17 protein-coding genes and 1 pseudogene are annotated in these 26,296 nt (G+C 39.8%); 6 read left to right on the top strand and 12 right to left on the bottom strand.

All coding sequences use genetic code 11. From position 1 onward, the window contains the following. Positions 1–50: 50 nt before the first annotated feature. From cas7-11e to csx29, 5 genes are read right to left on the bottom strand one after another with little or no spacing between them, the layout of a single operon-like run. On the bottom strand, positions 51–5,489 hold the full coding sequence (gene cas7-11e, locus FBQ94_RS00650) for a type III-E CRISPR-associated gRAMP effector Cas7-11e (protein ID WP_007220849.1): 5,439 nt from the start codon (positions 5,487–5,489) through the stop codon (positions 51–53). Between the two features lie 9 nt (positions 5,490–5,498). Next, entirely contained in the window at positions 5,499–7,235 is a 1,737-nt protein-coding gene (gene csx30, locus FBQ94_RS00645; protein ID WP_007220848.1) for a type III-E CRISPR-associated protein Csx30, read from the bottom strand. Next, entirely contained in the window at positions 7,226–8,515 is a 1,290-nt protein-coding gene (csx31, locus tag FBQ94_RS00640) for a type III-E CRISPR-associated protein Csx31 (RefSeq protein ID WP_007220847.1), read from the bottom strand. Before csx31 ends, csx30 begins: the two co-directional genes overlap by 10 nt. A gap of 1 nt (position 8,516) precedes the next feature. After that, positions 8,517–9,161: a type III-E CRISPR-associated RpoE-like sigma factor gene (locus FBQ94_RS00635; RefSeq protein WP_007220846.1), complete on the bottom strand. Its 645-nt coding sequence runs from the start codon at positions 9,159–9,161 to the stop codon at positions 8,517–8,519. Continuing rightward, on the bottom strand, positions 9,158–11,440 hold the full coding sequence (gene csx29, locus FBQ94_RS00630) for a type III-E CRISPR-associated TPR-CHAT protein Csx29 (protein WP_007220845.1): 2,283 nt from the start codon (positions 11,438–11,440) through the stop codon (positions 9,158–9,160). Before csx29 ends, FBQ94_RS00635 begins: the two co-directional genes overlap by 4 nt. 311 nt (positions 11,441–11,751) lie before the next feature. Between csx29 and FBQ94_RS00625 the strand changes: the two genes are divergently transcribed. The 3 genes from FBQ94_RS00625 to FBQ94_RS00615 all read left to right on the top strand — a co-directional run bounded on the left by FBQ94_RS00625 (position 11,752) and on the right by FBQ94_RS00615 (position 13,779). Next, positions 11,752–12,231, top strand: a complete 480-nt coding sequence (locus FBQ94_RS00625; protein ID WP_007220844.1) for a GreA/GreB family elongation factor — start codon at positions 11,752–11,754, stop codon at positions 12,229–12,231. A 39-nt stretch (positions 12,232–12,270) separates the two neighbouring features. Then, entirely contained in the window at positions 12,271–13,272 is a 1,002-nt protein-coding gene (locus FBQ94_RS00620; protein WP_007220843.1) for a radical SAM protein, read from the top strand. 219 nt (positions 13,273–13,491) lie between these two features. After that, the gene (locus FBQ94_RS00615; RefSeq protein ID WP_007220842.1) at positions 13,492–13,779 is read left to right on the top strand and encodes a hypothetical protein; all 288 of its coding nucleotides are present in this window, start codon (positions 13,492–13,494) and stop codon (positions 13,777–13,779) included. Positions 13,780–14,104: 325 nt separating this feature from the next. On the opposite strand, the gene argJ is transcribed toward FBQ94_RS00615, so the two are convergent. Continuing rightward, positions 14,105–15,343, bottom strand: a complete 1,239-nt coding sequence (argJ, locus tag FBQ94_RS00610; RefSeq protein WP_007220841.1) for a bifunctional glutamate N-acetyltransferase/amino-acid acetyltransferase ArgJ — start codon at positions 15,341–15,343, stop codon at positions 14,105–14,107. A 208-nt stretch (positions 15,344–15,551) separates the two neighbouring features. Beyond that, positions 15,552–16,071: pseudogene (locus FBQ94_RS00600) on the bottom strand (pyruvoyl-dependent arginine decarboxylase). Between the two features lie 688 nt (positions 16,072–16,759). On the opposite strand from FBQ94_RS00600, the gene FBQ94_RS00595 reads away from it, so the two are divergent. Continuing rightward, on the top strand, positions 16,760–18,178 hold the full coding sequence (locus tag FBQ94_RS00595) for a type III PLP-dependent enzyme domain-containing protein (RefSeq protein ID WP_007220838.1): 1,419 nt from the start codon (positions 16,760–16,762) through the stop codon (positions 18,176–18,178). Positions 18,179–18,506: 328 nt separating this feature from the next. Beyond that, positions 18,507–19,823, top strand: a complete 1,317-nt coding sequence (locus FBQ94_RS00590) for a phosphoribosylglycinamide synthetase C domain-containing protein (RefSeq protein WP_007220837.1) — start codon at positions 18,507–18,509, stop codon at positions 19,821–19,823. A gap of 277 nt (positions 19,824–20,100) precedes the next feature. On the opposite strand, the gene FBQ94_RS00585 is transcribed toward FBQ94_RS00590, so the two are convergent. The 4 genes from FBQ94_RS00585 to trpD all read right to left on the bottom strand — a co-directional run bounded on the left by FBQ94_RS00585 (position 20,101) and on the right by trpD (position 25,582). Continuing rightward, positions 20,101–20,817 (bottom strand): hypothetical protein, encoded by a 717-nt coding sequence (locus tag FBQ94_RS00585; RefSeq protein WP_285441921.1) that lies wholly within the window; start codon positions 20,815–20,817, stop codon positions 20,101–20,103. Between the two features lie 322 nt (positions 20,818–21,139). Then, positions 21,140–21,334: a hypothetical protein gene (locus FBQ94_RS00580; RefSeq protein WP_007220835.1), complete on the bottom strand. Its 195-nt coding sequence runs from the start codon at positions 21,332–21,334 to the stop codon at positions 21,140–21,142. Then, positions 21,307–24,513 (bottom strand): HAD-IC family P-type ATPase, encoded by a 3,207-nt coding sequence (locus FBQ94_RS00575; RefSeq protein WP_007220834.1) that lies wholly within the window; start codon positions 24,511–24,513, stop codon positions 21,307–21,309. The genes FBQ94_RS00580 and FBQ94_RS00575 overlap by 28 nt, the downstream gene beginning before the upstream one ends. Before the next feature lie 49 nt (positions 24,514–24,562). Continuing rightward, positions 24,563–25,582, bottom strand: a complete 1,020-nt coding sequence (trpD, locus tag FBQ94_RS00570) for an anthranilate phosphoribosyltransferase (RefSeq protein ID WP_040543552.1) — start codon at positions 25,580–25,582, stop codon at positions 24,563–24,565. 113 nt (positions 25,583–25,695) lie between these two features. Between trpD and rpsU the strand changes: the two genes are divergently transcribed. Next, positions 25,696–25,932 (top strand): 30S ribosomal protein S21, encoded by a 237-nt coding sequence (rpsU, locus tag FBQ94_RS00565; RefSeq protein WP_007220832.1) that lies wholly within the window; start codon positions 25,696–25,698, stop codon positions 25,930–25,932. A gap of 5 nt (positions 25,933–25,937) precedes the next feature. Here the strand turns inward: rpsU and rsfS are convergent, their stop codons facing one another. Then, positions 25,938–26,288 carry a ribosome silencing factor gene (rsfS, locus tag FBQ94_RS00560; RefSeq protein ID WP_040543551.1) on the bottom strand — a complete coding sequence of 117 codons (351 nt, stop codon included), beginning with the start codon at positions 26,286–26,288 and terminating at the stop codon, positions 25,938–25,940. Positions 26,289–26,296: the final 8 nt, after the last annotated feature.

The following is a 26,296-nucleotide window of genomic DNA, read 5'->3' as shown; positions in this document are numbered from 1 at the left end:
GCTTTATTTCCGCACGCAATTCCTTATATATTCCAATAAATATACCGTATTTACTTCGCTATTTCTATATCTTCAGCCTTTGGTATCAACCCCTGTACAATGTGGAACGTCACCTTTTGACCTTTTTTTAGCAAGATATTTCCCCGGATAGAATTCTTGCTTATCGATACCTCTTTGCCGTCATCCATAATAAGAATACCGAAACCCTTACCTTCATCAAACCATTTAACCTTACCAATTGATTTCACAGAAGGTAGAGATTTAGGTTTTGTGCGTATAGTTTCACGACCCTTTTCATCACTTTTTTCTGAAGGAGAATACTCTGCTTCCTTCACAAAGGCATTCCATGGACTCCACGGGGTTCTCAGGTATTCTACCCGTTTATCATGAGGCAGCAGCTTTGTATCAGAGAGCCGCTCATACGTATAGTCAGATATTGCTCCCTCAGCGTCCTTGTTAAGGGTGGGATATTTTACGGTGGGTTTGTCGCCGGGTATGCTGAGTAAAGAACGGAGGTCTTTGATGTGTTTTACCCCGTTCCATTCCATATTTTTGTGCGGAGCCGAAGGGGTAAACCACTCAACCAGCTTTTCTCTTCCTTTCTGCACATAAACCCCAATTTCATTTTCGGAGGGCTTCCAGTTTATACCATCCTGATGAACAGTAAAGGTCTGTAACCTTTCTATTGCTATTTTTACGCTACCAAAGCCCATTGGCTTACCCATGCCAAGTTTATGCCCCATTCCCGGCTCAAGTTCAAGGCAATAGCAGAGAAGCCCTAATTCCCACTCCCTCAGATTCTCAAAATAGACATCAAAGGTAAATCTATTGTCCGCAGCTAATGGTTCTACGGTACGATTATTTTCAGTCTTTGGTGTTATATCGTTGTTTCTTAGCACCTCCTGCCAGCCATTATGATGGATATAAAATTTTCTCCCTGGTACGTCACATTTATCGGAGGGTACTGACCATGTCAGGCGTGGTCTTTCAAGGAGTGGAAGGGTCACATACCCACCACAACCATTTTCCCTCTCGGTCAGCCATTTGGGTTTGTTCATAAGGTTTGCAAACCCGAAACGAACCCGTCCTTTGTAATATGTCGTACCAAAAAGCCGGCATGTAGGGCAAAGGCCTTCCGGGTGGATGGAAAGGAGTTTTTTATCAAGAGAATCTAATATGCCGGATAAAAGACCTTCATTAACCTCGTGAACGCAAGGCAAGAGGTTTTTGTGGGGTAATCGTTCTCCCAGTGTTCTGCTGTCGGTTATCCGTGAAAGAGGCACAGGCATGATAGCCTGTACGGTTTTGTCTGCGCCTTCATTGGGAATAAAATAGACCAAATCACCGTCGGTAAGTTCTCTCTTTTGGATTTTTGTGGTAAATATCTTGTTAATATGCCCAAAATTTTTCTCATAATCGCTCAGTACATCTTTGTATTGTTTACAGACTTTTGAAGATACTTTGTATTCGATTGTATTTTTTACCGGAATACAAAATATACGCTCGCACCGCTTGGGAATGGTGTATTCAACCCGATCTTTTATAAATTTTAAGACAGGTCTTGGATATCCCTGTTTAAGACTATTTCGCTTCTCGTGTGCATTATGGAAGATATTGAGCTTTTCCCAATCCCAGGTATCATTAAAATCTTTATCTTCCTCATTTACATTTTTTATATTCACCATGTTAAGCCCGGTAAACTTTATCAATCCACGCTCGGTTCCGTTTTCATGTAATTCCGCCAAATAATCATTGGGATTTTTTCCTGACTTAAGACTAAATTTTACCAGTATTTCACCCTGTAAAACCTTTTTCAATTCTTCCGGCGTTAAGGACCTGAGGAATATCAAATTTTTTCGGGCAACTTCTGCAATTACTTCATTCCGTTTTATTGCAGCCCGAATCTTTGCATTCCTTTTTTCATTTTTTTCTCCATACTGCTCAAATTGAATAGATGCTATAACTGCTTCACTATCATAGAGAGGAAGGCGGTAAACTTTATCAACTAACTTTGTCCCGCCCTTGGTTTTCATGGAATATCTTTCAACTTCGATGATTGAAAACCCTTCGTCGGTTTTTTTCACTAAACCTTTCCGTATTTTTTGAGATGCATCATCTTGAGACTTATTCTTGTCGTTTGATTCATCTTTTTTTTCAGGCGATAACCGGCGTGTTATATATTTCGTTTCATCATAAACGCGAAAACACGAATTGGTAATCGCCTCATAAACAGAACTTATCATACCCCGAATCTCTGAGCCGGGGACCATAATTTCATCGTTTATATGAAAAAACTGGTAATTTTTATGTCCGGAATATGTGTTTTGAAGACCAAAGGCGTCCTCATTTTCTGTATCCGGGATGATAAGGGGTGTTACGGTCTTCAGGGTGCACACAATCTTGCCTGAAACAAGCAATTCCCCTTTCTGTTCTTTGTGAAACTGCTCATGGCCGATCATCTCTTGTTCACGATGCACCGTATTTGCCGGCGCTAAGAAATAGTGCGGGTAATAAATATGGCCTTTATTAAGGGATGGGGTACTGTGGGATGGATAAGTAGAATACGTTCCTGGTTCTGGGGAAATATCTTTTTTTACCGGAATTTGAAATCCGCTCTGGGGATTCAGGATGGTAAGGTCTGTAACCCACCCATACCCAATGCCTGTTTTCCCGCCTATTGGATACAACCCGTCCCGTATATCAACCATGGCGTCTTCGATTTTTTTCTTATAGTCCTTTACAATGTCCTTTTTTATCCAGAATCTACCTTTCAGGATAATGGGCTTTTCAAAGCTTCCCGCAAGCGGCAAGGTATTAAACTTCATCTTATCTTCCGCACCGCCATGGAAACGATCAATTGCCACGTGGTCAATGAGTTTCTTCTTATAGCTCTTCACCGCAGTCACACACTCCTTCTCCCGGTTACCATCGCCATCCTGAACTGGGCCGAATGGTATTTTATTGCTATCAGAATTCTGTTCAGACGGTAATTTTTCCTCTACGACTTCCAAATCCTCAAACCGCAGCTTGCCAGCCTCATGCTCATTGCCAAAGATCGTACACAGGGTACAGGAACAGTCTTCATGATCATCCATTCCCAGATCACCGCTTCTCTTTCCAACGGCCATCCTCACAATACCCCGTATAGTCTCGCCCTTGATGGTTGGAACAAATTTTATTCCACCGTTTTCCCATTTCCTCTTCTCATATGCTATACAATCAATATTATCCTTGTTCAGCAAGGCCGATATGGTATCGGAGGATAATAAAGGTGAGGCAATCTTGATTTCGTATTTGACCTCTGTCCACAGGGGACCGAGATATTCATAATAAGACCTAAGTCCCCACAAAAAGGATATTTGGTTTATAATGCATTCGTGACACAATTGTTTAATATGTTTACTGTATGATTCAAAGAATTTGACTTCTTCTGTTTTAAATAAATTAGTAATTTCTGCTATCGTTTTATTCTCAAGCAATACTTCTTTTTCGATGCCTCTTAATCCTCTTGAACAAATGTATGCTTTAAGCCCTTCTTCATTACACAAATCCCATTCAAACACTTTTATATCGATAAGAGCAAAACGTCCTTTACCCGTAGATCCGGAACCACCAAGCCAGGCCATGCCATCCATCCAATAGCGAATTACGCTCCACAATTCACGCGGTAGCGCATCTTCCCCACGATAACGGAAAACAAACGGAAAAGTAATCCCTTCCGGTCCTATCTCCATATCAAACAACGCCCCCTCGTCTACCGTAGCGGTGTAAGGGTTTAGCCTGATTCTATAACGAATATCGGGTAATTCGATATTCTCACTCCTGGAATCCATTACAGTAATTTTTCGCATAATAGCACAGACCTTACAATCGCATGGAATCATTCTGCCTAATTCCACAATGCAACCACTCCCGCCAAATGCCGTTCTCAAATCTCTGCGGAGGACGCCTCTTATGAGTGAGCGAGGGATACGGTAACGCCCTTTCTTATCCATCAGTATCCTGAAGCTGGTTTGTTCATTTGCTTCAAGTTTTTCATCAGTATTGACAATATCAGGAACCAAGTCCAGGTCATCCTGTGTAGAATCAAAGGATGACTGCACACCAAAATAAAACGGCGTCTCCGCTTTTAATCTCCCGATAATAATCCATTCTTTAACACCTCCAAGTGGTGTAATTGGTATAGAATTATCTGAGATTAGGCATGGCTCTGTTTTCTCCGGTTCCGGATAGTACTCCGTCTCGCCAAGTGTCCTGAACCGTAACACAATTCCACCCGTCTTTTCCTTATAACACCGGTAGAGTTCATTCCCCAGAACTTCACAGAATGTCCTCCATGCGTTCCTCTTGTTCATGAGCCGCCATAATTCCTCTAATATATTCCTTAACTTCTTGCCGTTCACTTCTCTATCCCACAGGTGGTGTTTATCATTTATGCCTTTTGGCAATTTTTCCCAAATATCCGGTTTCTGTAGCCGCATAGCCCTTATCACATCTGCCAGTGTCCTTGCCTTCTCTATCTTGCCGGATTCACGAAAAGCCCCGACAATTTCTTTAGCTTTCATTGACAGGAGCGTAATCGTATCGTTATCCAGGGAACTGTCATTGTCATGAACAGGAGGTTCATCGTTATCATGAGCGGAGCCGGATAATGGTACGGCATCTTGATGAATTGTGGAATTGTTCTGGTATTTTAAATTTAGGGATGTAATAATACCGGTATCTGGATGCGCATACTCTTTATTCTCATCCTGGCTATTATTTCCAGTCACTTCAATCCTGCAAAGCGCCCCACAGAGCTTGTCAACAAAACACAGAGAAGCCAGGAGCAACCCTTTCGCCTTTGAGCAATCATCATGCATCGTTATTGTACCGGTAAATTGCCACCATTGATCATCATCCACCTCCCATACCTTAAAATAATCATGCGCCTTGCCAGTGGTGTAATCAACACGGTTGAGGATTCGCTCCGATGCAATATCATCAGGATGGGAGAATTTTTTGTCGGTTATAAGGTTCAGGTTATCGAAGTGGATGTCATAATCATGTTTATCGTATTTATTATCCCTGTGTCTCTTGCCCGCCTTATCAAATCTGCCCAGGAGCATACAGAGGGGACATGCGTCTTTCTTCTCCTGTTTTTCAGGGTCACATATTGCCGGTCTTCCGGTTTTCCACTGGATTGTTGGCCTCTTTCTGAGGACAGCCGGCTTATCTTTCTCTGTCTCAAACTTGCCGTTGCAGCAAGGTTCTTTAGCCCACATTCCCTGATTCAGACTAATAAGCTCTTCCGCTGCATTTAGGACTGCCGACCTCAAAAGCGTACCTGTGATATAAGGTTTCCCTATGCCATCCTTATCCTTATGCCACTGGGCAAAGCTCATGCCTCTTAAGTATCTCTTATTTTTCTTTCTATCAGCTTTTGCATGCCACTCAGCAAGGCGGTAGGGTTCGAGGAAGGTAAGATGGATAGGCAATATTGTATGCAAGATAACACCTCATTCAAGTGAAATAACCAATATGATAACCTTCTTAACTAAAGAATCCTTTAACGGGCCTTTTCCTTCAAATATCACAGCCGGCAATTCCTGAATGAATTCTTCTAAAACGATTTTTTCAGGAGATACACCAATAATTGCTTTTTTATAATCTCTCGTTTTTTTTGCCAAAATTCGATTCTCTATTTGTTGTACAGAAGCTACATCAGGTTTGTCATCATTTGTAATAAAACAGCCGCACCAGTAATCATTTTTGGTATGCTCAAGATAGTTCCATATCTTCTCATAATCCTCAACACCTTCACCAAGAACTACCCTTTTTAATGCCAGCGATGATAAAATAATATATTCTCCTTTAGGGTTCGGCTTCAACGAAAGAAGAATTGGATTATTATTGAGTTCTAACTTTCTTGGTTGCACAGACTTTTCAGATGATGCAGCAATAGCCCGAGCACCATACAATACCGATGGTTCATCAACGGTCGATTTGAAAATTTGCCATACTTGTCGGCACCCATTAACAAAATCGTTTATATATTTTTCAACAGAATTTGAAGCGCCCATTCTCCCTTTTTGAAGTTCCATTATGGCATTCCACAACTTTTCTGGCGATTCGTCAAACTCTACAGCATGCATGTTGATTGCTTTTTCTTCCATCATTTTAATCCAAGTGTCAAAAGAAATCTTAATAAGTTTTGCATTATCGCAATTTCCCTCAAACCAAGATTTTAGTGTTTTCAGGATATTTTCATTTTCTGAAATTTTATGTATATCAATTTTCTTTATCCTTTCCTCCACTTTATCAAGCAGGGAGAGGCGTTGTTTATCATCCAAATTTGGCCCACAAAAAGCAGCAAGGAATTTCCAACAAATCTCATCTGCCTCAAAAGCAATCTTTGCATCTTCTATCAATTTTAAACTAACTCGCACTGCACCAGATTTTTTTACCCCACCAGGAAGAAAGTAATCCAATGCCGCTTCATCTCCCAATCGCCATAACTTAAGAGATGAGGGTTTTGATACCGCAGCGAGTAATCTTTTATGATAAGATGCCTCTTGTTTTATTCGAGAAAGTAATAGTTTATCTCTTTTTAATTCAAGCGATATTTCATGCAGGTACTCTTGGGGTATCTCCCTCGTTAATTTTTCCCATTTTCCCGACAAAAAAGTGTCGAAGTTTTCAATAATTATTTCCAGGGTATTTTCACTATAATCCGAATATAATTCATACCAAGGGAACCTGTATCGTTCATCTTCTGGTATTTGTTCAAGATGATAACGGCGGGATTCATTAAGTACTACTAACCTTAATGGTGAAAACTCACTTTCTTCAAGCCAGCCTATTGTTTTTTCAAATATGGTATCTAACGCCTTCATAGCTTTTTCAGCAATTTCCTTTTTGCGGGGTACAATTAAAAACTGTAATACCTCCATCAAATAGTTTACTCGATCGAAGGCAATAAAAGACACCTCTGCATCATGCCATAGAGAATCTTCATCAGTTGCAGTAACTAGCTCTATATTGGTAAACAAGGAAATTGCAAATTCTACTTGCCGCCTGATTTTTTCCACTGAATTTAATAAAAAGTTTGTAAATTCATCACTTTTTATAAAAGGCTCGCAGTTCTCCTCGATCTCAGAGATATCTTGAACAATTTCTGGCGAAAGCATGTGTGACTTACCCCATTCAAGGAGAGCGCTAAACAATTCGTTTCTACTTTTGTCTGTTAATTGCATTGCTTTATCTCACACAAACTTCCAGAAAAAATAGATTTATCCTTTGTGCGCATATGAAATAATTTATTATTTTTATCTAAGTACATAGTAACAGGCGTCAAATGAAATACAAAATGGGAATTATTACTATCCCAATTATAACATACTCCACGAAATATCGCCTTCTGGTAGATACCCTTATTTTGACAAACACAAATCAATTCGATTTTATTACAGGAGTGTCTGTCTTTAAATATTGCTACATTATTAATCGTATTTGACTTAAGTAAAGTGACAAATTGTTCTAAATACAACCTGCAATAATCTTTTATCTGGGGGTGTATATCTTTAAATAACGATAATGAAACACAATGTTCTTCATCACAGGAGCTGTTATCCTGATTTGGTTTGCAAAATTTAAAAGTTTTCTCTGGAAAGAAGCTATACCTCAACATTTTTTCCCATAATGCGGTTTCATCTTCGTTCGCGCCTGGCAATAAGGAAAACATATGCTTCCATATGCCAAAGTGCCACTTTGCTGGATACGTAAAACCGTGCAAAAAAACACGAACATCTTTGAGGGCACCACTATTTTTAATTTTAGCTGTGAATTGCATGGGGAAATTATTCAAACCATCTGTTCTATAAACACTCCTCTCAGAATTACCATTTGTATCGATAATATCAGGATAAAATAATAGTTTCCCCATTAACGTGGAAAGATATTTAAAACCAAATACAGGAAAAACGTAATCTTTTCCCCTTACTATATATACATTTAAAAATGGGATATCAACATTGTAAACTTCATCTTCCACTTTGAAGTTGTTTTTAAACTGTTCTCCACAATCCTCTCTCAATTTATTAGACCACAATTTCCAATTGGATTTTTTTGGTTTATAAATAACTTTACTTCTAGAAAGAGGAGCTTCAATAGGAATGCCAAGTAGGGTTTTAATGGATTCGTTAAGCAGATATTTAAAATAGAAATGATCTCTCAGGATTTTACTGTATCCTTTTAGTGCAACGTATGCTTTGTTCTGTTCTTTTTTTATTACTACAAGAATTTTTACTATTTCTGTTTCTTTAATTTCTACGCCAGGTGGTACATACTTATCAGCCAAGATAAGTTTGGTTTCTTGTAAAATTTCATTAAAGCCACTTATTTTCGACTTTAGCTTTACAGTATCTTTTTTTTCATTGTTATCTGTAACCACTTTAAGTATCCATCGTTTATTATAAATATCTCTGTCTATTACTAAAGCTTCTGGAAAAACATGGCCTATTGGTATGTTCGTCATGTTAATCATTCCTGCAATATTCCTCTCTTTCAGCCTTCAATTTTTTTCTCAGGCGGCTTAAGTTTTGATTGAGAGTATTTGGTTTTAAAGATAGGCTCTTTGCTATTTCTTCCTGAGATAAGCCTTCCTTAAAACCATCATAACAGGCTTGTACTAAATCAAGATCATTTTTTTCAATTTCACCCTCAATTACCTTTTTCCTTAAACTCTGTAAAATTTTTTCCACATCATGCTCATTTTCAATGCGTTTAAATTCGTCTGCCTGAGTTGCATCTGGTTTATCAAATAAGATAATCTCGTGTTTCTCATCATCCATTGGAATGGGGAGTGCATTCTCATGTTCTTTTCTTTTATATTTATTTCTAAAATAATCATTCTTCTTGTTTTGTATTATTCTTCGTACCCATACCCTAAACTGGATATGGGTGGTTCCTTTAAAGTTGCCAAGCTGAATAGCTTCAATTGATTCTGAGATTATATCCCGGATATCATCTTTGGGTAATTTTAATGCATCTTTGACTTTCAGTATTTCATGCATCAATATTTGACACGTTCCTTTTTTGAGAACTGAGCATTCAACACAAAGTTTTCCAGACCCTCTCATTTCGAGGCAGGAATGAAGTATTTCTTCTGCATTTTTACTCATATTGATAATCCAATAACACGAAAAACAACGGTGTTATAAAATGCTGGTGTATCACCATTTTCACGATAATTTTCTACCCCAACTTTTTGCCATTCCCACAATTGCTTCATCATACTACTATAATGTTCTTGCCTATATATCTTTTGAATGATGCTTGATATGCGTACATCAAGTGCCTCGTACATCGTTCCCAAAATCTCCCTGGCGTCGTTTGTAAGAAATGCTGTAGTAATAGACAGATGTTCATCCATAATATCTGATAGTGGCGGTACGAGGTCTGTTTCACAAGCGCCCAGGATTATTTTACTGCCTTTTAAAATCATCTTTGTACTTTGTAATATCTCGAGATGCGATATGCCGTTTCCTGTTAACTTAAGCCTGGCATTGAAAGGGTTTACAGCATCTGCTTCTCCATGACAAAGAATAACAAGCATTTCCGGTGAAGCGATAATTGTTTTGAGGTCATCAGGACTCGCCGGGTCTTTTACCGGAGAAGTCCATAGTGTTGAATTGGAAACTAACTCCTCATATGAATATTCAGGGAAATTCTTGAGCAAGATGCTTCCCTGTACTACCGCATTATTTTCTTTCGCAGCAAATGACCACGCAGGAAGGTAACAGCATGGATGATTTTCTAAAAATACACCGTTGTTTTTTTCATGTATTGCCCCATGAAGCGGCAATCGATGCAGGAAATCGTGGGGAATGAATAAAACATTTTTATCTTGTGGAATAATACATTCATCAAAGAGAAAGGGCATGGCATTCCCAATCTCTTTGCAGAGTTGCACAAGGGAATCCGCAGCCCTCTCTTTACATCGGTTATAGTTTGTCTGCCAAGTCAAAAAGACATGAAACAATCTTTGGTATTCTTTAACAAATTCACACTTCCAGGTATTTTCATCCTTGTTATAAATAAGGGCATAGCACTTGTTTTCTAATTGATTTACATAAAAATGGATGACTATCCAGTCTTTTGGTATGGAACGTTGCTCATCAGGTAAAGGTCTTCTCCTCTTTTTTAAGATCTTCCGTGCACCCTTGATATATCCTCCAAGCATCGCTACTGCTTCGGCTTCAAGGATTCTGCTTATTTCTTCTTTTTCCCGTTTATTTTTTGATTTTTTACCCGTCTCTTCTAATGCTGACCAACGAAGCGAGAGGCGACTTTTCAATGAATCGGCAATTTTTGCCTTTTCTTCTTCTTTATCTGCTGCAATGAATGCCAGGTCGTAAAGCCTTCTCTGTCTTGACCAGTACCAACGCAAATGGAGAGACGCAGTTTCCGCCTCTTGTTCTCGGCAAACCTTATACATATCTAACGATAGTTCCTTCCAGCAATTCTTATTGTCGGATTTAAGTTTATTGATAAACTCAACTGCATCTTCCCATAATGGGTCAGAAAAACCCGATAAATACTCTTCAATAACAACCTTCATGCTTTTTCTTATTTCATCTTCATTTTCATTTTCAAGTTCAAGGAGTTTGTATGCCCTGGCCTTCTCAAATTCTATACCTTCCAGGTGAGAGGAAATAATTTGTTCCAAATATTCTCTACTACTCTCTAATTCACAGTAGCGGATAGCAATCTGTACGTCTTCGATATTTTTGTCAAATTTATCACATCCCGATATTAGGGAATTTTCGAGAACTTCTTTTAATGTATTTTTGTCACATTCATCCTTGTTAACCCGATAATACTCAAGATACAACTGACTTTTGATCCTCCATGCCTTCTCAAGCAAATCTATATCAGAAGAATGAGATAAAATATTTTCGGAGGATTGGATTTTTTTAATGGCACTTTCAACAAAGCCAATCCCTTTTTTCAGCGCCTCTTTTTTCTTTTCGGGTATCGTTATACCTTTTGGACGAGTAATAAGGCTTCTCAGAAGGTATGCCTTTGCGATGAGGACAAAGGTTCTCGGCTGAAGTTTTTCATGTCTATCCTTATAAAGACCCATAAGTAGTCTCAAGGCAGATTCAATCGTTTCTTTGCGTTTCTTATGTATATCTTCGGAGGAAAAATTCTCTATATTCTTTTCTGCCATTTCGAAAATAGCGTTTTCACAAGCGACATGATTAGTTTCATTCTCTGCAAGCACCGATGATGATTCTTTCGCGGGGATTATGCCAAATTGGTACAAAGAAGCGCTCTTATGGATCTTCCTGTATTCGTCATAAGCAATGATGTTCTCTGATAGTTTGTTCGTCTTAGAGTCTCTTGCAGCGCCTTGAAGATTTCTTATGATTGCTTCAATCTGTACTCTATTTTTCATTTGGCAGGTATTGATAGTATTTGGAATTTGAAGATTAGGATTAGAGGTAGCATGATATTCATTTTATTTTTATCTGTCAATAGTTTTTTAGCTTATAGACTAAACCAGTAATTTATATCACTTCCATCGTAATAAAACGACTTAATAAGTAACACTAGTACCAAAGTAAGATGCATTCAGAAAAAAACAAATCTCAAACAGAATTCGGGAATAAGCAAGAATATAAAAAACATTGTCACTCCTAAAAGAAATTGCACGACTTATTAAGGAGTAAATTTGAAAAAATCAAATTCTCAGGGAAAGGATGTTGTATGGTAGACAAAACCAATCTTAAAGAACAATTCATCAGGATGGTTAAAACTGATATTGAAAAGCAACGACAGTCGTTTGAGTCGGCAAGGCAGGCATCTATTGATGCGCCGGGAAAGATGCAGAGCAGATATGATACGATGGGAATAGAATCGGCCTGGGTTGCAGACGGATTGGGAAGGGCGCTCCGTGAAAAGGAATTGAATTTAAAATATCTTGAGACTTTTCAATGGACTGAATTTCGTATCTGTGTAGGCATAGGAAGTATCGTAAAAATACTATCTAGTGATACGCCTGATCCAGAATATTTTTTTGTCCTCCCTGTATTAAGCGGCTATGAATTGTGTGAGAACGATATGACAATAACAACACTATCTCCGGAAACACCACTTGGCAAGGTCTTGCTGGGAAAAAAAACGGGAGAAAAAATACCGGTGAACTTTCCCACACATCGAACGATTACCATTGAAGAATTAATATAAATTTTACCAGAACACACTTTAATTGGAGAACGAAATAGTATGTACAACGCAACCAACACCTTAAAATGTACAGAGAGAAACTCCGATATTTTTTCATGCTTTGAAAATACTCTTTGGCAGTTTGACAGGATACAGGTGTTGAAAAATGATACGCTCAGGATTAAAGTTACCAACAATTGTCCCCTGACCTGCAATTTTTGCCACCATGAGGGAAACCTGAAAAGCAAGAATCTTGTACTGAATCAAGACTTAATTCATGGACTCAAGAGATTGCATACAGAATTAAAATTAATGCAGGCGCATTTAACCGGTGGAGAGCCTACATCCTATCCTCATTGCAGAGAACTTATCAGTGAATTAAAGTCAATTGGCTATCGGGTTAAAATGACTTCTAATGGTCAGTTCGACTCGGATTTGATCATGCAACTAAAGGATGCCGGTTTGGATGGTGTAAATTTCAGCGTACATACATTAGACCCACAGAAACTCTGTAGTCTTCAAATACAGCAGAAAAACAACGTGTGGGGTTTACATGCACTGAATCGGCAGCTTCGTAATATACAAAAGGCATTGGAATCTGGTTTAGAGGTAAAAATTAATACGGTAGTTCAAAACGATTCGGATATTCATGACACACTCAAGATAAAAGACCACTGCAAGAACATGGGAGTTAGTTTTCGAATATTAAACGACCTGAAGCAAGGATCATTCTCTATCAAACGGATTGATGAAGTCTTAAAATCAATGAGCGCAAGACTGGAATGTATAAATCTTGTCGATAAGTCTTCCAGCTATTCTCTTATTATGATATCTCAGGATGGATTTAAATTTAAGATAAAGTGCATCAGAAAAAACATTCTGGAAACCTTGTGCGAAGGTTGCAAGGAAAGAAACAACTGTATGGAATGGTTTTACGGAATTCGGATAGAACAAGCAGATGATACGGCAGTGGTACGTTTATGCATGCAACGCCAGGACTATCCAGCTATACAAACGTTTGAAGAATTTTTCACATCAAAACAGTTCTGGGAAATTTTATAAACCGATGTTCGTAAAACTCTCGGAATAAGAATCGATAAAAGATATTCACCATGATATCGAAGTTAAAACAAAAATAAAAAACCATGAATAAATTTTTGAGAATTATTGTCACCTTTACGATGAATACACAGACTTAATATGTAGAAATTATATCAATAAATACTTATTTATATTACACGTAAAAAACCAAAAAAATTACATTATCAAGGAGATAAAGACATGTTAAAAATAACCGACATTGAAAAGGATTCTCAGAAAAAGTTACGGAAAGAGTTGCTCAAGAGAGGTGTAGATCCAGATGCAATCAAAGATCTGCCGGTGGGAGTAAAGGAGAGCAATCAGTTTATATTTAGATATGGCAATACAACCGTAAGTATTCCCGCACCATCTCAAGATGTTATGAATTCCTTATTTAAAAAATATTCCGGGGTCTTTGTTGGCGCATCAATTGTTCTTTTAACCATGGCGGTAGTTAACCTTACTAGTAGACCATCTGGAGAAGATTAAAGAAACAGGAAAAATTGTCCAACATTGATGACTATACAATAGAGCCTGCAGATATGAATCAAAGTCAGATAAGTTTTTACCGATTGTTCATAACGAATAATCTATCGTTTGAAATTCTGCAGTCAGGTAGTAACTCCCTCCGCTAGCCATTATCTTCTGTGTTGGCGCAATTTCTCTCCATCTTGACCCCAACAATTCATAATGAGACAATTCAATCAAAAGGAAACAAAATTATGAGGAATCACTACGATACCTACAAAATGCCAATAGAAGACAACTAATTAAGAACAACTCAAAACAAATCGTCTTATTTGCGTTGAGAAAGCTATGTATGATATTCTGCGTTGATTGTGACATACTCATGGGATAAGTCGCAGGTCCATACCGTATCTGAGTAATTCCCCAATCCAAGTTCCAGGCGGATCTGAATATCTGTGCTTTTCATGGATATACTTAGTGTAGTAAGATCACATTGTGCCGGCATTCCTTTAGCGAAAATCAGGATATCGTTGATGTAGAGAGTGGTCTTTGATTCATCCAATTCCACACCTGCATAACCAGCGGCAGAGACGATACGCCCCCAATTGGGGTCTTCGCCGTTGATTGCTGTCTTTACCAGCGGAGAATCTGCAATTGATCGGGCAATCCGTGCAGCCTCGCCTCGCGACCTTGCGCCAATCACATCGATCTGGATAAATTTCGTAGCGCCTTCTCCATCCTTCACAATAGCTTTTGCCAGATAACTGGCTACGTAATCCAGACCCTGTTGAAAAATCTGTAAAGGCGAGCCGCCGGTATTTTCCTTACTGGAGGAGATATGTACCCCGGAGGCGCCATTTGCGATAATGGCAACGGTATCGTTTGTGCTCGTATGACCATCGATGGTAATGCGATTAAAAGAGGATTCTACGGATTTCCTGAGACATTCATCGAGAAGAGAGGCTGGCAAGGAGACATCTGTTGTAATAAAACATAACATGGTGGCAAGGTTAGGGGCAATCATTCCTGCGCCTTTGGTAATACCGCCAAGGATTACATCCTTATTCTGTATCTTTAATCTGACGGCAATATCTTTCTGCCGGGTATCTGTTGTCATAATAGCCCGTGCCATGGCATTACCATGCGACGGGGTGTTTCCCAGAGATGCCGTTGCTGCCTGAATGCCAGCACGAACTTTATCCATAGGGAGAGGTCTTCCAATGATCCCGGTAGAGGCAACAAGTATCTCATCCTCAGAAATTTTAAGACATTCTGCTGTAAGCCGTACCATCTCTTCAGCATCTTTATCACCTTGTTCTCCTGTACATGCATTAGCATTTCCGCTATTGATAACAATAGCCCGCGTACGTCCCTTTTGAACAGCCTTTCTGCTAAGCTTTACGGGCGCTGCATAAATTTGGTTCGTTGTAAATAACGCCGCACCGGTTGAAGGATATTCTGAAAAAATGATCCCTAAATCAAGATTATCTTTTACTGTTTTTATTCCACAGGCGACAGTCCCTGCCGAGAACCCCTTAGGTGCAACGATGCATCCAGTATTCATAACTTCTCTGGTATAAGACATTCTTTCTTCTTGCATGGTATATCAGTCAAACACGGACAGACCATCCCTGTTCAATGCATACAGGGACATGGTTTGTTCATGTCACCCTTTCATGGTAAAATTCTCACTGTTAAAATAGAAAAATACTCATTAGTTCAATACTGTTTGATGTGTTATACTGTAGATATTTTAGGAAGGTAATCATTTTTTTAGATCGCATAAAACAGGATTATAAAATAAACACGGCTGCAGCGACTACCGTAGTCCACAAACCATTCTTATCTCCCCGTGCAGCTTGTGTAATATTCCTTGTTTTTACGATTTTGCCACTCATTCTATAGATCTCTTTACGCTCATCGTAGTTCTTTGCCGGATCAAATTCGATACCTAAGGTCCTCTGCATAATCACCCGATTTCCCTTCAGTCTCACCAAATGCATGGTGCTCACTGAGATATCCGTAGTGCGCATGCTCAGAGGGTACAGCCATGCCAACAGATGATGAGATCATACGGTTGGGCTCACTGGTGGAGTTTTCACTCATAACACAAAAAATCACTTGTCCTGCTTTTAGCATTGTAACGCCCTGTTCTCTTGTAACAATTTTGCAATTTGGCGGAAAGATACTCGAAACCCTTACCAAGTTGCATTTCTCAATCCCTGCTTTCCTCAGGGCAAGTTCAAACGACTGCAATTTGTCTTTATGCTTTCCTACCCCTTTGGTAAAGAACACCAACCTTGGTATCATCATAATAGATTGGCTCCTTTCAATAGTTTATGCAGTATAGATACAGAACCTAATGAAACCCGATTTAGTGAAACAAATTTCTCCACGAAATGCAATAAAATTTCCAGGGATTGAAAATGCCTTTTTACGGTAAAATCCTTATATTTCCTAGTTCGCCGTTTTCCATGAAACACTACAAAAGAGAAACGATATATCTATCATTGAGTCTTTATTCATTCTTGTTGAATTGAGGTTATGAGATTCAATCTATCTTTAAAGATAGAAATAATTTCAGAAAAATAGAGAAAAGTGGGTTATTTCCTTGTAAAAATTTGAAAAATATATTGTATTTATTAAAATTTTGTGTTATTTAATTCCTTAAATTTGTTACAATACATACTTATAATTATTTTTTATAACTTCTTGTTTTAACGTGAGATGATATTGATGAGCTTCTCTATGCAAGACCAAATAACTCCTTTGATAAAGAAGAGCTTCGTCTATACAATATCATAGAATAACTAATATTACTACCTCGGTCGAAATACAACTGAATTCTCTTTCAGAGAGTTCTTCATGGGAATGGAGAAGTTCTTGACTCAACGTCCATGTCACAAATATACCCGGCCGTTCAGTTCACCTATAAGCACGTTTTCAAAGGTTTCAATAAACATTATCCCTATCAAAAGAATCATTACCCTTTTTAACATCCATGAATAAAAAAGATAAAGTAAAGAAGAAAAAAGACAAAACGAAAACGAAAAAACATAATATACGGCATAAGTGGAAATTGGGTATTGAGGAGCTTGCCACAAAACATTTCGATGTCTCCTCAAATGCAGAGCTCATCGTACGTGAGGGTAATTATCAGTATAATATACACGATCTTGTAAAGCGATTTGGTACCCCGCTTGAGGTCGTATTTCCTTTTGTGATTGAGGAACGTTTAAACGAACTCATCAACACCTTCAAATATTATATCCGGCTCAACAAATACCGCGGCAAATTCTATTTTCATTATCCCATGAAGGTGAATCAGAATAAGGAATTTGTCTTACCTATTATCTCCGAAGGTGCGCATATCGAGGTGGGATCGGTTAATGAGCTATGGATAGTCAAAAGAATGTGGGAACAGGAACAGTTTTCCCGGCAAATAAAGGTTATCTGCAACGGCCCCAAGACCAATAAGTACCTTGGTCTCATTTACGAATTGAAACAAAAAGGACTTGATATTGTCCCTATCATTGAAGACCGTTATGAGCTTGATTCTCTGAAGGAATACCGGGGAGAACTCGGCATCCGTGTAGATCCGGAGATCAAAGTACAATCACACTGGGATAAACGGATTGATCGCTTCGGCTTTCCCGGACGGGAACTCTTAGAACTTGGACGCATCCGTAACCTGAAAATACTCCATTACCATATTGGGTCACAGATCATTAAGTTAGAAGATATGATTTCTCCCTTAAAAAAAGTAATGGATGTTTACATTAAACTTAAGGCTATGAACCCCACGCTCGACACCATTAATCTCGGCGGCGGCTTTGCCGTTCCCTATATAAAGCGCAAAATGTATTCAGCCGATAGTATTGTCAAACGATTGCTAAGAACCCTGAAGGAAATAGCAGACCGGCGTGGAATTCCACACCCAAACATTATCGTTGAATGGGGAAGGTATCTCGTGGCGCCTGCACAAATCACTATCTACAGAATCATCTCTCAAAAACCCATACCAAAATCTACAGCTTCATGGTGGTACATTATTGATGGCAGTTTTATCAATGACCTACCCGATACGTGGGCAATTCACCAGAAATGGCATGTCGTTCCGGTAAACTACCTGAACGCCGAACGTTTATCCCGCGTATGGCTTGCCGGGTCTTCGTGCGATTCGGATGACAAGTATACCGGCAACAGTAATTATGTATCTTTACCCAGATTGGAGGATTTAGAGCAGAACGATAAATCACTGTACATCACATTCTTCGATACAGGGGCTTACCAGGATTCACTAGCCTCACACCACTGCCTGCTCTCGTCACCAGCCAAGATTATAGCTCAAAATGGCGTTATCACCGTTGCGCGAAAACGCGAGACAGCGGAGGAGGTTGGTAAACAATTCGGATGGTAAGCTTCACGGAGCAACGAAATCTATCTAGGATTTTTCCAGGAAACAATCATAACCAAAATTGCATTCCCGCGAGATAAAAAACCACATGCCTAAGAGAATATGAGGATATTATACATATCAGCAAAATTCCCATCGGCACGCAGCCTCCCCGGAATATTCATGTCATTATTGAAATTCCACACATCTGAAAAGATATGTCTTCTTCCATTTTCACCACATCAAAAGAATTAAATACCTTGCAATTTTCTTCAGGTTTATCTTATTATATCTATATCCACAAAGGAAAAAGCAATTTCTGTTCATCTTTTTATCATATGGCGAGGCACTATTGAACGAACAAAAAACCCTTACTCCGACTCCGAAAAATTTTCTTTTCGTTACTATCGACGCTTTGATTGCCGACGTCGCATGGCATGTCGCCAGGGAAGGACACTCTGTTAAGTTTTACACTGAAAGTGAAGATGAAAAAGAAGTCGGCGACGGATTTATACAAAAAGTAGACAATTGGGAAACAGAAGTCGCCTGGGCAGATGTAATCATCTTTGACGACGTGCTTGGCCAAGGAGCAAAAGCACAACGATTACGACAACAAGGAAAAAATGTAATCGGAGGAACACCCTACACGGACAAGCTCGAAGATGACCGCACCTTCGGACAAGAAGAACTTAAAAAGCACGGCATACCCATCATCCTCTACAAAGAGTTCACAAATTTCGAAGATGCCATAACCTACGTTTACCAAAACCCCGGACGCTATGTCATTAAGCCAAGCGGAGAATCACAAAACACAAAAGGACTCCTTTTTGTCGGAGAAGAAGAAGACGGAAAAGACGTCATACAAGTGCTCGAAGATTACAAAAAAGCGCTCGCGAAAAAAATACCGGTCTTCCAGCTCCAAAAACGCATCACAGGAGTAGAAATCGCAGTCGGAGCATTCTTCAACGGGAAAGAATTCGTCTACCCTATCAACATCAACTTTGAACACAAAAAACTCTTTCCCGGAAACCTGGGACCGTCAACAGGAGAAATGGGAACTTCGATGTTCTGGTCAGGACCGAACAAGATCTTTAATGCAACACTCAAAAAGTTCGAACAAAAACTCGCGGAAGAACGTTACGCAGGTTATATCGACATCAACTGCATTGTGAATAACAACGGTATCTATCCGCTCGAGTGGACATCTCGCTTCGGCTACCCAACCATCAGTATACAACAGGAAGGGATGCTCACACCCATCGGAGAATTCCTCCACGGCATTGCGACAGGAAAGCTCAAAGAGTTCAAAACTAAAAAAGGATTTCAAATAGGCGTACGGCTCGTCGTACCACCATTCCCCTTTAATGACAAAGAAACATTCAAGATCAAATCAAAAGACTCAATCATACACTTCAAGAAAAAACCAGCGGAAGGAGTGCACATCGAAGATGTTAAACTCGTCAATGATAAATGGATTGTTACAGGAAACACAGGAGTTGTGCTCATCGTATGCGGAACAGGACAAACAATGAAAGAAGCACAAGCACAAGTCTACAAAAGAATCAAAAACATCATCATACCACACGTCTACTACAGAGACGACATTGGAGAGAGATGGTTTGAGGACTCAGACAAACTCCACACCTGGGGATATTTGAGAGAGATATGAGCAGCGTAATGTGGTACTTTTCTGTGACTATCATAAGACCGATACTGGACACGACCGCATCTTAATTATTTTCTGTATGCCCTGAGCAGGAATGGTTTGTCCGTGTCTGTTTGAATGTACAAAGGGAATAGAAAACACTGACAAACGGAGTTTGTCAGTGCCGCCTACAATTCTCATTTTAATGCGATTGCCCTGCCCTTTGTGGCAAAAAATGCGGGTAAGAGTAAATCTTTCTCGAGGAAAAAAGTGGACACATTCCTCTCAGAGAACGGCACCCTTAGCCTGATGCAGATGGCACTTCACCTTCTTCTGCTAGTAGCGGAACGATATCGATTAGCGCACTCTTCCGCTCCGGATCAATCGCGTTCAGGGTCAGGTAAAATAGCTGAACGGAGCGTGTATTACGAACCGTCATGTACTGGGACGGATATAGTTTAATTTTTAAGCTTTCTGGAATACGGGAACCAGCCATTATATACCCAATACTGAACTCGGTCTCTCCATCCTCAGTCACATTTATCGTAGAAACTGAGATGGTGATGGTTGGATACTTTATCTGAGTCGTATGCGCTCGTCTGATTACAATTCGCGTTGGGGATGAAGTGTCTTTCTTCGCAATAACCCGGATTCCATCGAATTCCTTGAGAGAATCGGGGTCATCCCGGAGAAATCCGACTCCTCCCGATGCGGATGGCAACGCACGCAGTTCCATAATTGCGCTTACTAAGTTCTCCCGCAACTCATCAGCGCCGCGTAGTGTGTGTTTATAGATAATCGCCCGAAAATGGCGAAGGTCAAAAGGCAAGTCCTCAATAGATTGGGCAATCATGACGACCTTCTTCCAGAGCGCATGACAAAGGCCAAGCTCGTAAAGCACGTTTGGGTTTCTCCCAGTTAAATCGGCAATAACAATCTCAGCCTTCTGAATGAACTCCCAGACATCACCCATTATTGGCTTGTCCGTATATACTTCATCACCACGAATACAGCGCATGAGAAGGGGCTCGCTCGTAACCGATGGTTTGAGCACTCTTTCGTAAATCTCGCTTAGATTTTCTGAAAATGGCATTACGACGAAGCATAATCCCTCTTGTGTTTCGTAGGTCTTTGCAAAAATATCGCTAATCGACTTCATCTAAAATCCCTCAGTTAGATAGTCATCTCTATAGAAGCTTCATGAGAATTATGGTATATCCTCATTGCTCACGGCAAGGCTAAAGCCTTGCCCTACACCAACTCCGTTTTTTTATAAGAAGAAATCGTAAGATTTTACGCTCCTCATGCCAGAGGTACAGGAGTATTTCTCTGTAAATTGCCTATACCGGCCGGACGCTTGACAAGTTATTATATCCATACAGTTTCTGTTTTTTATCAGAGCCAAACCCGGAAATCAAGCCGAAAACAATAAAATATTGACAATAATAGGAATTTGATACCTTTCCCAGATTACCTGATTTAAAAATACTGGCAGGAACGAAAATGTTTACTGCCGCCACTTTCTCATTATCCACTTCCTCCCTTCTTCTATTAAGAGGAGGGTTGGAGCAAAAACAGAAAGAAATCCCCATTCCTTTAACCCTATCGGTGCAAGGCCAAATATCCTTTCCAGGAATGGAATATACACCAGAGCCGAAATAATTATTAACTCTGATGCTATTCCCAATAGCACTAATTTATTGCTAAAGAAGCCAACCTTAAAGATCGATTCCCTATCGGTTCTGCATGCAAAGACATTTCCTATTTGGGTTACTATGATCGCAGCAAGGGTCATGGTAGTGGCTGTAAGGTAAATAGGTCCTGCGTCCGGCATTTCTACGCCTGGCCTCCAGCCATGTTGGAAGTAGATAAAGAAGAATCCTGCCATACAGGCGACGGCCTCCATAGGGCCCAGAAAGCAATAGGCCCTTAAGAGTAAAGGTATATCTAAAAGCCTCTTATTCTTAGGTCTCGGAGGTTTATCCATAATTCCACGCTCAGGTGACTCTGTCCCCAATGCAAGCGCAGGAACCATATCCGTGCCTAAGTCAACAGCCAGTATTTGCATGACCGTTAAAGGAAGAGGTATCTTGAATAAGACAAAGACTATGAAGGGTACTATTTCAGGAATATTACTGGCAAAGATATAGGTAACAAATTTTTTTATATTGGCAAAGACTGCTCTTCCTTCTTCGATAGCAGCAACAATTGAAGCAAAGTTGTCATCGGTCAGAATTATAGCCGATGCCTCTTTCGCCACATCAGAACCCCTTATTCCCATAGCAACACCTATATCAGCCTTCTTAAGGGCCGGGGCATCGTTCACCCCATCGCCAGTCACGGCTACAACCTCATCCATATCCTTGAAGGCTGTAACCACTTTCATCTTATGCTCTGGTGATACCCGGGCAAATATAACCTCTTCATCCCGCAATACTTTTTTAAGAGCTTCGTCATCCATCCTGGCAAGTTCTAAGCCTGTTATAACCCTGGGATTTTGGGTCTTTACAAGACCTATCTTCTTCGCTATCGAAAGGGCCGTAAGACCGTAGTCCCCGGTAATCATAACTACCTTTATTCCCGCCCTGTGGCATAGTTTTATGACCTCCGGTACCTCAGGCCTTGGAGGATCTGCCATGCCTGCCAGCCCCAAAAATATAAGCTCCTTTTCTGTATTTTGAATGGTAAATCCTTCTGAAAAATTGAGTGGCCTGTATGCAATACCTAACACCCGAAGCCCTTCTTTTGACATGGAATCATTCCCTGCTATAATGGCCTCGCGCATGGAGTCTGCCAGTGCTTCCGCTTTTCCATGTATTACTATACCGGTACAGAGGCTCAAAATTTCCTTAGGCGCTCCTTTCACATAAGCTACAGGTTTTTTGTTATCTGACAGATTAATAGAGGTCATTCTCTTCCTTACAGACTCGAAGGAGAGTTGACCAATCCGTGGAAAAGTCTTTCTCCTCTCCTCAACATCGACTCCTCCCTTAGCAGCCATAACAAGCAAGGCGGCTTCAGTAGGGTCTCCCATAATACCCCACCTTTCACCATCTCTTTCCGGAGGAAGCATACCTGCATTGTTACATAACACACAACTATCAAAGAAAAGATACATTCCATTCTTTCTTATTTCTTCCCTGGAAAGACTTATCCCCCTAAAATAAAAATTTCCTGCCGGCTCATATCTGGCACCACTAACGTTAATAAGCTTTCCATTAACAAATATCCTTATTACACTCATCTCGTTGGTAGTAAGGGTGCCTGTCTTATCTGTACAGATTACGGTAGTCGAACCAAGAGTTTCTACAGATGAAAGCTTCTTTATGAGGGCATTTCTTTTGGCCATCCTCTGAACGGCTATAGCTAATGATAAGGTTACCGTAGGGAGTAATCCCTCCGGAACATTGGCAACGATAATACCGATGGCAAAAATAAATGCAGCGGTAATACTGAGACCGCCTATATACGTGCCAAGGAAAAAGAAGGCAACACCCATCGCTACAGCAAGCATGGTAACAATCTTTGTAACCTTCTCAAGCTCTCGCTGGAGAGGACTTTTCTCTTCTTTAAGTTCCTGAGTAAGAGATGCAATCCGTCCTATCTCAGTATACATCCCCGTTGCAATTACTGATGCCTTACCTGTTCCGGAAGTCACGGTAGCCCCTGCAAATACCATATTGGGAAATTCAGTCCACATAAATTCCCTTTCTTCCGGCACAGCATCCGATGTTTTGTAGATAGGTTTTGACTCGCCAGTAAGGGCAGAATTATCAACTCTCATATTAAAGGCCTCTATGAGCCTTGCATCAGCCGATATATTATCACCCTCCTCCAAAATGATAATATCACCAGGAACAATCTCTTCAATGGGAATTTCCCTGTTTTTACTATCCCTCAATACCTTTGCTTTCCGGGGCAATAATTTCTTCAGAGCTTCCAAAGCCCTTTCTGCCTTATATTCCTGCCAAAAGCTAAAAACAGCATTAATACATATCACTGCAAATATGGCATATCCTAACTGAGGCATATCAGCAACAAAGGCAAGGGATCCGCCAATCCATAGAAGAATGGCAAGGAGATTATAGAGATTTTCTATAAATCTCAGAATGAGACTCTTCCTCTTCACCTCTCTGAGAATATTTTGACCATAACTTTCAAGTCGTCTTTTTGCCTCTGATTCAGACAGTCCTAAAGGATTTGTTCCAAGTTCCCTGTATATTTCATCTATAGAAAGAGGAAAAAAGACCTCTTTTCCACCCTTCTCATAATTAAGAATAATACTGAAGGCATCGCTTGATGTCTTGGCATGCTGAAGTGAGCGACGAAATTGTTTATCTTTAAAAATCGCTAATGTCTTTGAGAGTATCTGAAGATGGAGTGATGTTTCCTCTGTAGGAGTTAAAAAGAGAAAAAAGAGATAGACGAGTTCTGCATCCCTTGCATTGAAATCGACACCCAATTGCGATAGAGCGACCAGGACTACGGGATCCTTAAGTCCATAAATTCTCGCATGGGGAAAAGCCATCCCTTGCCCAATACCCGTGGTACCAGTTGCTTCACGTTCCAAAAGTGCCTTTATTATTGTATCAGAGTCTTTTATCTTCCCAGCTTTTTTGAGAATTTCCACCATCTCACTTAACGCAGCTCCCCTGTGCCTTGCTTTGAGATTTATGGTAATGACTTTATTATCTAAAAAATCGGAAAGTTTCATGACATACCCTCCAGACAAGAGGCTTGCATTTTTTTCGCTACCCTCACGCTTACAGGGATTGCCAACTGATTTCCTGTAATTTCCTTAGCTTATCTTTTGCACTCCCGGAATCGATAGATTGTGCTGCAATTTTTAACCCTTCCATAAAATCTTTTGCCAGTCCCCCCGCAATAATCGCTGCTGCTGCATTTAAAAGCACCACATCCCTTTTTGGACTTTGAATACCATCCAATACTTCTTTAATTGCCTGAGAACTTTCATCCGGTGTATTTACGAGTAACTCAGAAAGCTTTGATTTTTTTATACCAAAGTCTTCCGGATTGAGATAATAACTTTTTATCGTATTTCCTACAAGTTCACACACCTTGGTCTTATCTGCAATCGTTATCTCATCCATACCATCTAATCCATGTACGACAAAGGCATGCTGGTCCCCAAGCCGCTGCAGGGTCTCTGCCATAATAATAGTTAAGTGCTCACTATACACACCAAGAATACGATGGGTAGCATCGGCTGGATTTGCTAAGGGCCCAAGAATATTAAATACCGTACGAATTCCAATTTCCTTTCGGGGACCGATGGCATATTTCATTGCCTGGTGCAACAGGGGAGCAAAGAGAAATCCAATATTAGCTTCCCTGATACATCTTTCTACTATCTTAACATCAGCTTCAATATTGATACCTAACTGTTTTAATACATCTGCACTCCCACACTGGCTGGATGATGCTTTATTACCATGTTTTGCCACTCTCAGACCGGTGCCTGCTACGACGAAGGCAGCAGCAGTAGAGATATTAAAGGTATTTTTAGCATCCCCGCCTGTCCCGCATGTATCGATTATAACACCATCTTCCGCCCTGATCTTAATAGCCTTTTTTCTCATGGCTAAAGCACATCCGGTAATTTCTTCGACAGTTTCTCCCTTCATACGTAAAGCGGTAATAAAAGATGCAATTTGTGCATCAGTAACATTTCCTTCCATTATTTCTGTCATCACCGCCATACTATCTTCAAGACTTAAATTTTGGTTACTTACCAGCTTTGATATAGTCGCTTTTATAAACATACTCGTATTTTAAATAAGATTTTTTACTTGACGTAGAATATTATATAAATTAAAATATTTATTCAAAAAATTTAACCAGATAACAATTTAAAGAAAGGAATATTAGATTATTTATGGCGAAAATACAAATAACGCAGGATGAAAATATAAGAGATGCATTAAGAAGATTCAAGAAAATGTGCGATAAAGAAGGTATCATTAATCAATCGAAACGTATTGCTTATTTTGAAAAACCATCGGAAAAGAAGCGCCGCGAGGAAAGCCGCAGAATTAAAAATATTAAAAGGGCACAAAAATTAGGTATATCAGGAATAACGAGTTTTAGTCGTCCCCAAAAGAGCAGCTATTAATACTTTTAAGCATTGGATTTCCAATGTATTTTTGGAGCGTCGCCCCATAAAAGTTCTAAATCGTAAAAACGACGCTTTTCCTTATCAAAAAGGTGAATTATAACATCTCCATAGTCCATCAGTATCCATAAGGCATCTTCGTATCCTTCCATACCTACCATATGAATACCGTAACTATGGAGTTTTAATTCTATATCGCGTGCAATGCTTTGTAATTGCCGTTTATTAGATCCACTACAAATAACAAAGAAATCGGTAATAAAGGTTACTTCCCGCACATCAAAGATCAGAATATCTTCAGCCTTCTTATCTTCAGCAATTTTAGCACAGATAGTTGCAGTTTCCTTTGAGTTTATCGTTTCAG

It is taken from the genome of Candidatus Jettenia sp. AMX1, assembly GCF_030263775.1.
Taxonomy (GTDB): domain Bacteria; phylum Planctomycetota; class Brocadiia; order Brocadiales; family Brocadiaceae; genus Jettenia; species Jettenia caeni.
The sequence above is the reverse complement of the archived record's forward strand: the minus strand, read 5'-3'. Positions and strand labels throughout refer to the sequence as shown.

Excerpts from the sequence above, each read along its gene's own strand:
- csx30 (WP_007220848.1), bottom strand. The coding sequence starts at position 7,235 with ATGCAATTAACAGACAAAAGTAGAAACGAATTGTTTAGCGCTCTCCTT.
- FBQ94_RS00615 (WP_007220842.1), top strand. The coding sequence starts at position 13,492 with ATGTTAAAAATAACCGACATTGAAAAGGATTCTCAGAAAAAGTTACGG.
- csx31 (WP_007220847.1), bottom strand. The coding sequence starts at position 8,515 with ATGACGAACATACCAATAGGCCATGTTTTTCCAGAAGCTTTAGTAATA.
- FBQ94_RS00620 (WP_007220843.1), top strand. The coding sequence starts at position 12,271 with ATGTACAACGCAACCAACACCTTAAAATGTACAGAGAGAAACTCCGAT.
- rpsU (WP_007220832.1), top strand. The coding sequence starts at position 25,696 with ATGGCGAAAATACAAATAACGCAGGATGAAAATATAAGAGATGCATTA.
- FBQ94_RS00635 (WP_007220846.1), bottom strand. The coding sequence starts at position 9,161 with ATGAGTAAAAATGCAGAAGAAATACTTCATTCCTGCCTCGAAATGAGA.
- argJ (WP_007220841.1), bottom strand. The coding sequence starts at position 15,343 with ATGTCTTATACCAGAGAAGTTATGAATACTGGATGCATCGTTGCACCT.
- FBQ94_RS00595 (WP_007220838.1), top strand. The coding sequence starts at position 16,760 with ATGAATAAAAAAGATAAAGTAAAGAAGAAAAAAGACAAAACGAAAACG.
- FBQ94_RS00585 (WP_285441921.1), bottom strand. The coding sequence starts at position 20,817 with ATGCGCTGTATTCGTGGTGATGAAGTATATACGGACAAGCCAATAATG.
- FBQ94_RS00575 (WP_007220834.1), bottom strand. The coding sequence starts at position 24,513 with ATGAAACTTTCCGATTTTTTAGATAATAAAGTCATTACCATAAATCTC.
- csx29 (WP_007220845.1), bottom strand. The coding sequence starts at position 11,440 with ATGAAAAATAGAGTACAGATTGAAGCAATCATAAGAAATCTTCAAGGC.
- FBQ94_RS00625 (WP_007220844.1), top strand. The coding sequence starts at position 11,752 with ATGGTAGACAAAACCAATCTTAAAGAACAATTCATCAGGATGGTTAAA.
- trpD (WP_040543552.1), bottom strand. The coding sequence starts at position 25,582 with ATGTTTATAAAAGCGACTATATCAAAGCTGGTAAGTAACCAAAATTTA.